The sequence below is a fragment of the Ruegeria profundi genome (genome assembly GCF_020171505.1).
Lineage (GTDB): Bacteria > Pseudomonadota > Alphaproteobacteria > Rhodobacterales > Rhodobacteraceae > Ruegeria > Ruegeria profundi.
On the sequence record NZ_JAIUZS010000006.1, the window covers coordinates 144,230 to 158,251 of the forward strand.

Below are 14,022 nucleotides of genomic sequence, written 5' to 3' on the forward strand. Positions count from 1 at the left end.
CTATCTTACCCAAACCTCGACCCGGCGATTGACTTTGCGGCCCCAACTTGTGTCGTCGCAAGCCATTGGCATCGCCTCCCCAAAGGCGTCGACCTCAAGGCTTACACGCTCGGGGATCGCGGTTTCTACGGCTGCCAGTACCGCGTTGCGTACTGTTTTCGCGCGCAGCAAAGCAATTCTGTTATTGGCAGCAGCCGCACCGTCACCGTCACTGAAGCCGACGAAGACCAGTTGTTGTACGTCCAGTGTGCCGGCTTCGAGCAGCTGCGCAAGTTGCTGGATATTTGATCGCGATTGCGCATCGGGACGGGAAGAACCGGCCTCGAACCGGAAAGACAGGGATAGACGCGACATGGGTCTAAGTGTGTTGATCATACGCTGCAACTCTTCCAGCCCGACCTCAGAACCTCCGGATGCCACTGCATTGGCCAGTCGATCCCCTTGAAGCCCGATGCCCAATATTTCAGGGGCTTGATCCACAAACCCCGCCCTACGGATCGCCATTTGGGCATCGGAGCTTTGCGTATAGGCCAAGAATTGTCGCGCGATCCGGGGCAAGCGGCGCTCGGGCAGGTAAAGAAACATGGGAAATGTTAGCGGGTAATCTTCGGTCTTTATCGCCTGCCGCGTGGCCCTCAGGACATGGCCGCATCCACCGGTCAAGGGCAGCGCGCGAGCTGCGTCAGCTTCGGCCTGGCTGGCAATACCAAGGGCAAACGGGTCGTTGGCAACAGCGAGAACAAGATCGCTGCTGCGATCATGTCGCTGAGCATGCTCAGGCGGTTCGTCAGTTGCCGTCGATAGTAAATGATCCTCTATACCCTGAGCCAAACCTGACTGTGCATCGGGGAGGTGCAGCGCAATGGGCGCGTCCGGGCCGCCCAGAGCAGACCAATTGTTGATAGCGCCAGACAGCACAAGCGCCAAATCTGCCGGCGAAATATGAGGCACCGGATTGTCGGGCGCGACAATGGGCGCCAAGGCGTTTAACGCCACGACGCGCGACCGTCGTGTGCGGGTCAGATCACCCAACCCGGCCTGCTCGGCTGCCTCTTGTTCGCCGGGGCGAATTTCGCGCAACGCCATCACGATATCGGCCCTATCTGCGGTGAAATCAGTAAAGCCCTTGCTTGTGTTCCCGATATTGAAGAAGAAGCGCCCAAGCGGTGTTTCGCGCCCGTCCCGGTACAGTTCATAAGTCAGAGTACCCGGCGCAGAGTTACCGGCCTTCATCGTCAAACCTTCCTGATCTGCAAATCCTATCAGCAGGGCTGGCATAACTTTCTCTGCCATGACCGATGACCCTGAAAACCGCACTTCGGCAACGAAATCTGTAAGACTTGGGCAGGCGGGACCATCGCATGTAACCCCGGACCCATCGACCGTAAGCTCTCCGAATTGGGTGTCGATGCGATAGAATTCCCCGTCAAAGCCCAGCAAGGTACCGGTCACTTCGATCTTGCCGTCATGTGACGTCAGCGAAATGTCCTGAGCGTGAACGGCTGTGGCGATTGTCGCCGAAAAAAGTGCGGCTGCCACCACACGAAGAAATGTCATCTGAAGTTCAAGCCTGCCTGCGGATTTAGTTTCCCGCGATTGTCAGGTTTTGGAACAGATTATTCAACACCAGAAACTCACCAGTTCTGGAACAGTCCGGGAAATTCAGCATCAGATCACGCGACTGCAAGCTTTGCCCGTCTCGCAAGTCCAGCAGTTGAATATTCAGATCCCTGCCGCAAATTTCCGGAGTAACTTCGGCCTCGACCGTCAATTCTATCGAACCGGAGCGGTCTGTCTGTGCCGCAGGAAAGGAATAAATTTCGACATTGCGGGCATCGGCAAACGCGGGCTGAGCCATATGTACGACGTTCCCTGTGCCCTGCGCATCAGCGTCCGATGACACATGACCGACGTCGCCATAGCTTGCACCGAATTCCAACGCATGAATTTGCAAGTCGGCCTCGCCCTGCCATTGCACGGCAACGCGTGAATATTGCCCAATGTCAGGGACATGCGTGGTCGCTACGGTTCCTTTCTGATCTTCAAATGAGATCAGGAAAATCGCGTATTCCGACAGGGCCGGAACCGTCAGAGTCAGTGCGCCATGTTCGTCTGTCAGCTGAGTTACCGTCAAACCGCTATGATGCACTTCGACCCGCTGATTGCCGTGGCAGGGCGCCTTGACGCGCAACTGCGCGGCTGCGCCAGGTACGGCATACGCCCGGGCGCTGACGCTGCAATCTACACGGTCCGAGGGGGTCGACCGATTGGGTTGCAGCGTCCGTGGTAAAGAAGTGGTATGGGTGTGTGTTCCATAGGCGGGGGTAGAGGAGGTCAGCACAATACCCTCCAGCTCGGAAACATCTGCGTTCTGATTGATGGCAACGTGATCGGAACCCTGCGCGTGATCAGACCACGCAGGAAGTCCATTCTGCATCAGGTAACCGATAGCCAGCGCACAAACGACAGTACCGCCGGTTGTCACGTAATTCTTTATTACAAACAAAACACCCTCCCCAGTTGAAGGAGCGAGTCGCATGTTGATACCCAATCACGGCCAATATGTGGCCGTGAGGGGGACTCAATGTGTCGCGAATGTTTGAATGTCAGGTCAGTCGCCCGTGGCAGTGTTTGAATTTCTTACCCGATCCGCAGGGGCATGGATCGTTGCGCGATGGGTTCCCCCAGGTTGAAGGGTCATCTTCGACAAAGCCGGGCCGCGCATCACCCGAGGCCTTGGCCTCAGCTACGGGTTCGGCCTTGTCGGCTGCCTGATCAACGGCTTTCTGGGCCTGCGCCTGTTGGGCTGCCATCTGGGCCAGCATCTCGCGCTGTTCTTCTTCTGTAAGAGGACGCACGCGAGACAATTGCTGAGTTACGGTTTCCCGCAAGGAATCCAGCATGCTTTCGAAAAGCTGGAAGCTTTCATTCTTGTATTCGTTAAGCGGATCGCGCTGGGCATAGCCACGGAACCCAACGACCGAACGCAGATGTTCAAGCGTCAGCAGATGTTCGCGCCATTTGCTGTCGATGGTTTGCAGCAAGACCTGCTTTTCGATGTTGCGCATGTTTTCCGGGCCAAAGGCCACGGCCTTTTGCGCCATCATCTCGTCCGCTGCCTTGACCAGACGCTCGCGCATCTGTTCGTCATCCACGCCCTCTTCGACAGCCCAATCCTGAACCGGGGCATCGATGGTCAGCTTTTCCTTGATCGCCTCGTGCAGACCGTCAGTGTCCCATTGGTCGGCATAGGATTTTGGCGGCATGTATTCGTCGATCAGATCGTCGATCACCTGTTCGCGCATGTCCGAGACGATCTCGGACAGGTCGTCCGAAGACATGATCTCGCGCCGCTGGCTGAACACGACCTTTCGCTGGTCGTTCATCACGTCGTCGAATTTCAAAACGTTCTTGCGCATGTCGAAGTTACGGCCTTCGACCTTGGATTGCGCGCGTTCCAGCGACTTGTTCACCCAGGGGTGGACGATCGCCTCGCCTTCTTTCATGCCCAGCGTGGTCAGCACCTTATCGAGCCGTTCCGAACCGAAGATACGCATCAGATCGTCTTCGAGGCTGAGGTAGAAGGCCGTCCGTCCCGGATCGCCCTGGCGGCCCGAACGGCCCCGCAACTGATTGTCGATCCTGCGGCTTTCGTGGCGTTCAGACGCCATCACGTACAGGCCGCCGGCGGCCAGAACCTTTTCTTTTTCTTCGGCGTGGCGTGCTTCTTCCGCGGCGCGCAGTTCGGCCGGATCGGCTTCGGGGTTTTCGGCCAGCGCCTGCAGAACCTTCATTTCGACATTGCCGCCCAACTGAATGTCGGTGCCGCGCCCTGCCATGTTGGTGGCAATCGTGACCGCACCAAGACGGCCCGCATCGGCGACGATCTGCGCCTCTTGCTCATGCTGGCGGGCGTTCAAAACATTGTGTGCGATGCCTTCTTTTTGCAGCATCTGGCTCAGCAACTCGGATTTTTCGATCGAAGTGGTGCCAAGCAGGACAGGCTGGCCCTTGGCTTGCGCCTCTTTGGTTTCCGCGATCATCGCAGTGTATTTCTCGGCGGCCGTGCGATAAACCTGATCGTCTTCGTCCACTCGGGCAATCGGTTTATTGGTCGGAACCTCGACCACGCCCAGACCGTAGATTTCCTGAAATTCCTCTGCCTCGGTCAGCGCCGTGCCGGTCATGCCGCCCAGCTTGTCATATAGGCGGAAGTAATTCTGGAACGTCACGCTGGCCAGTGTCACGTTTTCGGGCTGGATTGCCACGCCTTCCTTGGCTTCGATGGCCTGGTGCAGACCTTCGGACAGACGGCGACCCGGCATCATGCGGCCAGTGAACTCGTCGATCAGAACAACGTTGCCATCGCGAACGATGTAATCCTTGTCTCGCGTGAACAGTTTGTGCGCGCGTAGACCCTGGTTGACGTGGTGCACGACCGTGGTGCTTTCGGGATCGTAAAGCGAGTGCCCTTCGGGGATCAGTCCGGCGGCAATCAGTTGTTCTTCCAGAAACTCGTTGCCCTCATCCGTGAAGGTCACGTTGCGGGACTTTTCATCCAGGGTGAAGTGATCATCGCTGAGCGACGGGATCAGGCCATCAATCGCAGTATACAGATCCGAGCGATCCTGAGACGGACCCGAAATGATCAGCGGTGTCCGCGCCTCGTCGATCAGGATCGAATCAACTTCGTCCACGATCGCGAAGTTATGGTATTTCTGGTAAATCTCGGCCAGATCGGCCTTCATGTTGTCGCGCAGGTAGTCAAAACCCAGCTCATTATTCGTGGCATAGGTAATGTCACAGGCGTAGGCGGCTTTTTTCTCGGCATCGGGCTGGCCCGACCAGATCACGCCGGTCGTCATTCCAACAGCGGCAAAGACCTTACCCATCCATTCCGAGTCGCGCTTGGCCAGGTATTCGTTCACCGTGACCACATGCACACCCTTGCCGGTCAGCGCGTTCAGGTAGGCGGGGAAGGTGGCGACCAGTGTCTTGCCCTCACCCGTTTTCATTTCCGAGATATTGCCCTGATGCAGAAACGCACCGCCCATCAGCTGTACGTCAAAGGCCCGCAGACCCAGCGCACGCTTGGCGCCTTCACGGACGTTGGCAAAGGCTTCGGGTAGTAGGTCATCCAAGCTTTCACCGTCCAGCGCGCGCTGGCGCAGCTCTTCGGTCTTTTCCTTCAGGCCGTCATCTGACAGTTTCTCGAACTCGGGCTCCAGCGCGTTAATCTTTTCGATCAGCGGGCGGGTCGCCTTGATCTTTCGGTCATTCGGTGTTCCGAACACCTTTTTGGCGAGCGTTCCGAGTCCCAGCATGTTCACTCCAGCGGATCAGTTCTTGTCTTGGTTGCGACAGGCTTGCCCACCTTGCGCGCAACCCATAGATACGGGGGGTGAAAGGCGGCCCTGTCCAAGGCTTCAAAGCGATGTAAGCGGCAGGTTCCAGAGTGTCAACGCTGTGCCCTGTCGCGGCCAAGAAATAGGATGATTCCATGCCCAAACGCCTCACTTTTCTGCCTTCGGTGGCGCTTGCCGCCGTGATGGCCCTGCCGCTGGCCGCCGAAACAAAACCTGACGCAAGCACCGTGATCGCGCGTGTAAATGGTGATGAGATCACATTGGGTCACGTCATCGCGACCGCTGCCGTTCTGCCCGAGCAGTATCAGCAGATCGAGGATGACGTTCTGTATGAACTGATCATCGACCAGCTTATTCAGCAGCAATTGCTTGGCCAGCAGCAGGAAGCGCTTACCAAGCTGAATACCTTGGCGCTTGAGAATGAGGCGCGCTCACTACGTGCCGTGCAGACAGTGAATGCGCTGATTGAGGAAAACCTGACCGATGAGGCGATCCAGGAAGCGTATGACGCGAAATACGCGGATTTCGAGGGTTCAGACGAATTCAATGCCAGCCATATCCTTGTCGAAACCGAAGAAAAAGCCACTGAGCTTAAGGAACAACTGGATGGCGGGGCCGATTTTGCGGAACTGGCCAAAGAACATTCCACTGGTCCGTCCGGGCCAAACGGCGGGGAATTGGGCTGGTTCGGACCCGGTCAGATGGTGCCTGAGTTTGAGGCTGCAGTGATTGCGCTGGAAAAAGGTCAGGTGTCCGCCCCTGTGCAAACCCAATTTGGATGGCACGTGGTCACATTGAACGACAAGCGCAAAACCGAAGCGCCCGAATTGGAACAGGTACGCGCGGAATTGGCCCAGACTTTGCAACAGGGCGTGATCCAGGCCCAGATCGACGACTTGACCCAAGCAGCCGAGATCGAGCGCCCCGCGCTTGAGGGGGCCGGCCCAGAAGTGATGCGCCAGATCGAACTGATTCAGGAGTAAACCCCGTGGCGACGATCACTAAGGTTTCCCCGCTGGCACCAGCGGCATTTCCCGATTTGCCCGCGATTGACGGGGTGCGCTTTGCGACTGTTGAAGCTGGTGTGCGCTATCAGGGGCGCACCGACGTTATGCTTGCGGTGTTGGACCCGGGAACCTCGGTGGCTGGGGTGTTTACGCGATCCAAGACCCGTGCGGCCCCGGTTCTGGACTGTCAGTCCAAGATTGGAGGAGCCAGCGACGGGGCTGCTGCGATTCTGGTGAACTCGGGCAACGCAAACGCGTTCACCGGCCACTATGGTCAAACCTCGGTGGCTGAAGTGACCCAAGCAGTGTCCAAAGCCACCGGCGTCCCGGTCGAGCGGGTTTTTACCTCGTCGACCGGAGTTATAGGCGAGCCGTTGCCCCATGACCGCATCATAACCCAGCTTGAGGTGTTGAAATCCGGCCTCAGCCGCCACGCGATCGAGGATGCCGCGCGGGCTATCATGACGACGGATACGTTTCCGAAAGGGGCATCGGCGCAGGTCGAGATTGATGGCAAAACAGTCTCTATTGCGGGGATTGCGAAGGGTTCCGGTATGATTGCGCCGGACATGGCGACCATGTTGGTCTACATCTTCACCGATGCGCAGGTCGACCAATCGGCGTTGCAGACGATGTTGTCGGGGCAGACGGAACGCACCTTCAACTGTATCACTGTCGACAGCGACACCTCGACTTCGGATACGTTGCTGTTGTGCGCAACCGGCGCATCTGGCGTGGACGCAACCGGGAATTCGGCATTTGCCGAAGCGCTGGAAGGCGTGATGCTGGATCTCGCGCAGCAAGTGGTGCGTGACGGTGAGGGGGCCACGAAATTCGTAGAAATTCGCGTAACGGGGGCGGCCTCGGACGCGGATGCAAAGGTACACGGTCTTGCCATTGCAAACTCGCCGCTGGTGAAAACCGCCATCGCGGGCGAAGACCCGAACTGGGGTCGCGTGGTCATGGCCATCGGTAAATCCGGTGCCGCTGCGGATCGCGACCTGCTGAGTATACGTTTCGGGGATATACTTGTGGCCGAAAAGGGCTGGGTCAGCCCGGAGTATCGTGAGGAAGACGCCGCTGCTTACATGAAAGGCCAGGATCTGATGATCTCGGTCGATCTGGGGTTGGGTGATAGCAGTGCAACGGTTTGGACCTGCGATTTGACCCACGGCTACATTGAGATCAACGCGGATTACCGCTCGTGAAAACTGTATTAGTGTCTGCCGTTGCCCTGATCGACGTAGAGGGGCGGGTGCTGCTGGCGCAGCGTCCCGAGGGCAAGTCCATGGCTGGCCTGTGGGAGTTCCCCGGCGGCAAAATCGAACCCGGCGAAACCCCTGAGGCCGCCCTGATCCGCGAATTGCACGAGGAATTGGGGATCGACACCTGGGCTTCCTGCCTCGCCCCGCTGACGTTTGCGAGCCACAGTTATGATAATTTCCACCTGCTTATGCCGCTGTTTGCCTGCCGCAAATGGGACGGCATCCCGCAGTCGAAAGAGGGTCAGGCTTTGAAATGGGTGCGAGCAAAAGACCTGCGGAACTATCCAATGCCTGCGGCCGACGTGCCGCTGATTCCTGTATTGCGGGATTGGTTGTAGGGGTGGTTTTGAGCCGCCGGTCCAATGGTCTGCTCGGATGAAGGACTGGCGCAACAAAGACGCCGTTCGCGAAAACGCAGATAGAACAAAGGGATGAAGTCGATAGCATGATTGTCAGGGAGATGGTGAAAAAGGATATTCCGGATATTATTGAGCTCAGTCGGCAACTCGCGGCCCATGTCAAAGACCCAGACCCAAAACTAACGGCAGAGACTGTCGAAGAATTGGCCTTTGGTCCCAAGCGTTGGTTTGAAGCGCTTGTTGTAGAGCTTGATCATAGGATTGTCGGGTTCGCCGCCTACACCCAAAGCTTTGAACTCCACACAAATTCTAAAATTCTTCTCGTGACCGACATAGCTGTAAGCGAGAAAACTCGCCGGATCGGCATCGGTCAACGCCTTCTGGAGTTTCTTTGCCGAATAGCTTGTGAGAGGGAATGCAACGCCCTCAAATTTGAGGTCTGGAAGGAAAACGAACAAGCTCGGGCGTTTTATTCAAGGCATCTCGCGCAAGTCGTTGATGACGTGGATATGCTGCGCATAGCCGTGTGATCTCTTCTTTCAAATTACATTCATGAACGCTGCATCATTATGAGCTTCGGGCTCAGGATTGCCATTTCGAATGTCGCGCACCAACTCCGGATGCCCCTGTTACAATTCGTAAGAATTGAGAAAACATCAGGAAATAGTTGACGCTGATCGTGCAGGCGTTCCTTAATCGGGGCGCTGGCGTCCGGGGGCTTCCTCGGGTCCGCCGTTTCTGGCCAGAGGAGAGGCCGGATTGGGAGGAGAGAAAGATTGGCTCAGACGCAGTCGGGCGCTGAAGGGATCGTTTCCCTTCCTGCGCTGCTACACCGTAATGCGACGCAGTTCGGGGATGCCCCGGCCTATCGGGAAAAAGAATTCGGAATCTGGCAGTGCTGGACCTGGGCGGAGACCGCCGCCGAGGTGCGCGCGCTTGCGCTGGGCTTGCTGGAGCTTGGCGTTGAAAAAGGTGACCACATCGCCGTGATTGGTCGCAACCGACCCGCGCACTATTGGTCAATGGTGGCCGCACAGATGGTCGGTGCCGTACCCGTTCCCCTATATCAGGATGCCGTGGCCGAAGAGATGGCCTATGTAATGGAGCATTGCGGCGCCAAATACGTGGTCTGCGGCGATCAGGAGCAGGTCGACAAGGTCATCGAGATCCAAGAGAACCTGCATCAGGTCAATCAGATTCTCTATACCGACAAACGCGGAATGCGGAAATACGACCATTCCCAGATGAACGCGCTGGACGACATCATGGCTGAGGGTCGCGCAGGGCATCGGCGTTTCGATGCGGAACTGGATAAGCGCATCGCAGACATCACTTATGACGACACCTGCGTGATGCTTTATACCTCCGGCACCACGGGCAAACCCAAGGGCGTTGTGCTGTCGAACAGAAACGTTATCGAAAGCGCCAAGAACTCGGCGGAGTTTGACCACCTGACCCGCAATGAGGATATCCTGTCCTACCTGCCGATGGCGTGGGTGGGTGATTTCATTTTCTCGATCGGTCAGGCCTATTGGTGCGGCTTCTGTGTGAACTGTCCCGAAAGCGCCGACACGATGATGACCGACCTGCGCGAAATCGGACCGACCTATTTCTTTGCCCCGCCGCGCGTGTTTGAAACTCAGCTGACCAACGTGATGATCCGGATGGAGGACGCGGGCAAGCTGAAGCAACGCATGTTCCACTATTTCATGGCCCATGCCAAAAAAGTCGGTGGATTGCTTCTGGACGGTAAACCTGTGGGTTTTGGCGACCGGATGAAATACGCGCTGGGCAACCTGCTGGTTTACGGCCCGCTCAAAGATACGTTGGGCTATGGTCGTTTCCGGGTTGGCTATACAGCGGGCGAGGCGATCGGGCCCGAGATTTTCGATTTCTACCGCTCGCTGGGTATCAACCTGAAGCAGCTTTATGGTCAGACCGAGGCCACCGTATTTATCACCGTGCAGCCGGATGGCGAAGTGCGTGCGGACACGGTTGGCGTTCCTGCACCGGACGTTGAACTGAAGATCGATGAAAACGGCGAAATCCACTACCGCTCACCCGGTGTGTTCGTCGAGTATTTCAAGAACCCCGACTCGACCGCTTCAACCAAGGATGCCGAAGGCTGGGTGGCCACAGGAGATGCTGGATTTATCGAGGAAGACACAGGGCATCTGCGCATCATCGACCGCGCCAAGGATGTCGGCAAAATGGCTGACGGCTCAATGTTCGCGCCGAAATACGTCGAGAACAAGCTCAAGTTTTATCCCGATATTCTTGAAGTCGTCGTGTTCGGCAATAACCGCGATTACTGTGTTGCGTTCATCAATATCGACCTGACGGCGGTAGGCAACTGGGCCGAGCGGAATAACGTCGCCTATGCGTCGTATCAGGAACTGGCGGGCCATCCCCGCGTATTGGAGACCATTCGCAACCACGTGGAAGCGGTGAACAAGTCGGTCGCTGCGGACGAGATGTTGTCAGGCTGCCAAGTGCATCGTTTCGTAGTGCTGCACAAGGAACTGGATGCGGATGATGGTGAAATGACCCGCACGCGAAAAGTGCGCCGCGGGTTCGTTGAGACAAAATTCCAGGACATCATCGACGCGCTATATGATGGTTCCCAGACTATTTCGACCACGACCGAAGTGACCTATGAAGACGGTCGCAAGGGTTCGATCAGCGCGACACTTCAGATCGTCGATGCGCCGGTTGTTGCGGTTGGCCAGCACAAGGTGGCGGCGGAATGAGGGCCTGTCGTGCGCCGCTTGACCTGCGGTCATCGCCCCGCCCGCCGTCCCGTTTTTGCGAACACCAAGGAGTGACAGATGCTGGATAACACTGAAGGATATGTCACCGAGGACGGCCGCAAGATCGGCGGCGTGGTGATGGAGATGAAGAACATCACCTTGCGATTTGGCGGTGTGGTGGCGATCAAGGATATCTCGTTCGACATTCGCGAAGGCGAGATTCGCGCGATCATCGGGCCGAACGGCGCGGGTAAGTCCTCGATGCTCAACGTGATCTCGGGGTTCTATGTCCCGCAGGAAGGTGAGGTCTGGTTCCATGGGTCCAAGCGCCCGCCGATGCGGCCTTATGAGGTTGCACGCCAGGGGATTGCACGGACCTTTCAGAACATCGCTCTGTTCGAAGGTATGAGCGTGCTGGACAACGTCATGACCGGGCGGTTGAACTACATGAAGACGAACATCCTTCAGCAGGCGGTGTGGAAGGGCAAGGCCGAGGCGGAAGAGGTAGAAAACCGCGAGGCTGTGGAAAAGATCATCGATTTTCTGGAAATCCAGCATATCCGTAAGACGCCGGTGTCGCGCCTGCCTTACGGGTTGAAGAAACGCGTCGAATTGGCCCGTGCCCTGGCGGCAGAACCCAAGCTGCTGCTGCTGGATGAGCCGATGGCCGGCATGAACGTCGAAGAGAAAGAGGATATGAGCCGCTTTATCCTCGACGTGAACGATGAATTTGGCACCACCATCGCATTGATAGAACACGATATGGGCGTGGTCATGGACCTGAGCGACCGAGTGGTAGTGATGGACTACGGCAAGAAGATCGGCGACGGCACCCCGGACGAGGTGCGTAGCAACCAAGACGTCATCGACGCCTATCTGGGGGTCAGCCATGACTGAACATCAGACAGACATGAGGAGAGGCGCAGATGCCTGAACAACTCGTTTTCGCGATGGAGGTCATCCTCAACGGCCTGATGGCGGGGGTGCTGTATGCCCTGGTCGCGCTGGGTTTTGTGCTGATCTACAAAGCCTCGGGGATTTTTAACTATGCCCAAGGGGTCATGGCCCTGTTTGCAGCGATGACACTGGTCGGGATCATGAACGGTCAGGTACCTTTTGCGCATCTGATAAACGCGACCTTTGGCACGCATATCCACTATTTTGGCTGGAATGTGCCTGCACTGCTGGCGATTCTGCTTACAATGGCTGTCATGGTGTTTCTGGCTTGGGCTGTGCAGCGCTTTGTCATGCGGCACTTGGTCGGGCAAGAGCCGATCATCCTGTTCATGGCCACAATTGGTCTGGCCTATTTCCTTGAAGGCGTGGCCGACCTCATGTGGGGGTCCGAGATCAAGACACTGGATGTCGGCCTGCCACAAGGCATCAACCTGTCGATTGATGAGGCTACCTTCAACATCTTTGGTTATGGTTTCTTTATCGACAATCTGGACATTGTGGCCACGGTGATCGCCGCCCTTCTGGTGGCGGGCTTGGTGGCCTTCAGCCAGTATACCAAACAGGGCCGGGCTATGCGCGCCGTGGCAGATGACCACCAAGCGGCGCTGTCGGTCGGTATCTCGCTGAACTTCATCTGGATCATGGTTTGGTCGGTGGCCGGGTTCGTGGCGCTTGTCGCCGGGATCATGTGGGGCACCAAATCGGGTGTGCAGTTCTCGCTGTCGTTGATCGCGCTCAAGGCGCTGCCAGTGCTGATGCTGGGCGGCTTCACCTCAATCCCCGGCGCCATCGTTGGTGGCCTGATCATCGGTGTGGGCGAGAAGCTGTTCGAGTTCGCCGTGGGCCCGCTGGTGGGCGGCGCAACCGAGAATTGGTTTGCCTATGTGCTGGCTCTGATCTTCCTCGTATTCCGGCCGCAGGGTCTGTTTGGCGAGAAGATCATTGAGAGGGTCTAGCCGTGCAGAAATTGATCGCCATCATCAATGTGGTTGCGTGGGCGGGCTTCTGGGCCTTTGGCTACATCGCACTCACCTCGGACGATCTGACCGACAGCCAACTGGTCGTGGCCGCGATTCTCGCCTTTGTGGGACTGGTGACCGGGGTACTGGCCTACATGAAACTGGTGCGCAGCTCCGAGGCGAGCGGATACGCCAAAGGTTCGAACCAACTGGATGCCGAAGCGCGCAACCGGGCGCAGCAAGAGTGGGAGAAGTAAAGTATGTTCTACCGTGAGGCCGGGGATTTCAAAACCTCCTACATTGATGACAACCAGACCTTTCCGATCAAGTTTGACCGGTATCGCTATTATGTCGTCCTTGCCGTGGCGTTTGGGATCATCCCGTTTGTGATGAATGACTACCTTGCCAATGCGCTGCTGTTGCCATTCCTGATCTATGCGATTGCTGCAATCGGTCTGAACATCCTTGTGGGGTATTGCGGACAGGTCTCGCTGGGTACTGGTGGTTTCATGGCTGTTGGCGCTTATGCCTGCTACAAGCTGATGACCGCCTTCCCGGATGTCAGCATGTTTATTCATGTGATCCTTGCGGGTGGAATTACCGCAATCGTCGGCGTTCTGTTCGGCCTGCCGAGCCTGCGGATCAAAGGATTCTATCTGGCGGTGGCCACGCTGGCGGCTCAGTTCTTTCTTGTCTGGCTGTTCAATCGGGTGCCTTGGTTTTACAACTATTCCGCCTCGGGCCAGATTAACGCGCCTGAGCGGGACGTTTTCGGCATTGTCATCACTGGCCCAAATGCTTCGGCCTGGGCAACCTATCTGTTCTGCCTGATCTTTCTGACCATTTGCGCCATTATCGCGCGTAACCTGACGCGAGGCACAACGGGGCGGACCTGGATGGCGATCCGCGATATGGATATCGCGGCCGAAATCATCGGGGTGAACCCGTTGAAGGCTAAACTCACTGCTTTTGCTGTCAGCTCGTTCTTCGTTGGCATCTCTGGCGCCTTGTTCTTCTCGGTTTATCTGGGCGCGGTCGAGGTCGGAGAGGTGTTTGGCATCCAGAAATCATTCCTTGTGCTCTTCATGATCATTATTGGCGGGTTAGGCTCTATTTTCGGCTCGTTCGCTGGGGCCGCGTTCCTGGTAACATTGCCCGTGGTGCTGAAGGTTGTCGGGGCTGATTGGCTGGGATGGCCCACCGACATCGTGGCGCATCTTCAGTTGGTGATCGTGGGTGCGCTGATCATCATGTTCCTAATCCTTGAACCGCATGGTCTGGCGCAGTTGTGGCGCCTGGCAAAGGAAAAACTCAGACTCTGGCCGTTCCCGCACTAGGTGCGGCCCAATCAGATAACGG

The 14,022-nt window shown here is 57.0% G+C and carries 12 protein-coding genes; 9 read left to right on the forward strand and 3 right to left on the reverse strand.

Annotated features, from left to right (window positions below):
- The 3 genes from LCM21_RS15040 to secA all read right to left on the reverse strand — a co-directional run bounded on the left by LCM21_RS15040 (position 1) and on the right by secA (position 5,324).
- Entirely contained in the window at positions 1-1,557 is a 1,557-nt protein-coding gene (locus tag LCM21_RS15040) for a phosphate ABC transporter substrate-binding/OmpA family protein (protein ID WP_224891335.1), read from the reverse strand.
- Positions 1,558-1,582: 25 nt separating this feature from the next.
- Positions 1,583-2,506: a hypothetical protein gene (locus tag LCM21_RS15045; RefSeq protein WP_224891336.1), complete on the reverse strand. Its 924-nt coding sequence runs from the start codon at positions 2,504-2,506 to the stop codon at positions 1,583-1,585.
- A 100-nt stretch (positions 2,507-2,606) separates the two neighbouring features.
- Positions 2,607-5,324: a preprotein translocase subunit SecA gene (secA, locus tag LCM21_RS15050; protein ID WP_224891337.1), complete on the reverse strand. Its 2,718-nt coding sequence runs from the start codon at positions 5,322-5,324 to the stop codon at positions 2,607-2,609.
- A gap of 176 nt (positions 5,325-5,500) precedes the next feature.
- On the opposite strand from secA, the gene LCM21_RS15055 reads away from it, so the two are divergent.
- From LCM21_RS15055 to LCM21_RS15095, 9 genes are all read left to right on the forward strand, one after another.
- Complete coding sequence (locus tag LCM21_RS15055; RefSeq protein WP_224891338.1) at positions 5,501-6,349, forward strand: peptidylprolyl isomerase; 849 nt, start codon at positions 5,501-5,503, stop codon at positions 6,347-6,349.
- Between the two features lie 5 nt (positions 6,350-6,354).
- On the forward strand, positions 6,355-7,581 hold the full coding sequence (gene argJ / locus LCM21_RS15060) for a bifunctional glutamate N-acetyltransferase/amino-acid acetyltransferase ArgJ (RefSeq protein WP_224891339.1): 1,227 nt from the start codon (positions 6,355-6,357) through the stop codon (positions 7,579-7,581).
- Positions 7,578-7,976 carry an 8-oxo-dGTP diphosphatase MutT gene (gene mutT, locus LCM21_RS15065; RefSeq protein ID WP_319003921.1) on the forward strand — a complete coding sequence of 133 codons (399 nt, stop codon included), beginning with the start codon at positions 7,578-7,580 and terminating at the stop codon, positions 7,974-7,976. Before argJ ends, mutT begins: the two co-directional genes overlap by 4 nt.
- A gap of 107 nt (positions 7,977-8,083) precedes the next feature.
- A complete protein-coding gene (locus LCM21_RS15070; protein WP_224891340.1) occupies positions 8,084-8,527 on the forward strand; it encodes a GNAT family N-acetyltransferase in 444 nt (147 codons plus the stop codon).
- A 246-nt stretch (positions 8,528-8,773) separates the two neighbouring features.
- Entirely contained in the window at positions 8,774-10,747 is a 1,974-nt protein-coding gene (locus tag LCM21_RS15075; RefSeq protein ID WP_224891341.1) for an AMP-binding protein, read from the forward strand.
- Positions 10,748-10,825: 78 nt separating this feature from the next.
- Positions 10,826-11,644 carry an ABC transporter ATP-binding protein gene (locus LCM21_RS15080; protein WP_068339720.1) on the forward strand — a complete coding sequence of 273 codons (819 nt, stop codon included), beginning with the start codon at positions 10,826-10,828 and terminating at the stop codon, positions 11,642-11,644.
- A gap of 29 nt (positions 11,645-11,673) precedes the next feature.
- Positions 11,674-12,660 carry a branched-chain amino acid ABC transporter permease gene (locus LCM21_RS15085; protein WP_068339716.1) on the forward strand — a complete coding sequence of 329 codons (987 nt, stop codon included), beginning with the start codon at positions 11,674-11,676 and terminating at the stop codon, positions 12,658-12,660.
- A 2-nt stretch (positions 12,661-12,662) separates the two neighbouring features.
- Positions 12,663-12,920 (forward strand): hypothetical protein, encoded by a 258-nt coding sequence (locus LCM21_RS15090; protein WP_224891342.1) that lies wholly within the window; start codon positions 12,663-12,665, stop codon positions 12,918-12,920.
- A gap of 3 nt (positions 12,921-12,923) precedes the next feature.
- The gene (locus LCM21_RS15095) at positions 12,924-14,000 is read left to right on the forward strand and encodes a branched-chain amino acid ABC transporter permease (RefSeq protein WP_068339710.1); all 1,077 of its coding nucleotides are present in this window, start codon (positions 12,924-12,926) and stop codon (positions 13,998-14,000) included.
- Positions 14,001-14,022: the final 22 nt, after the last annotated feature.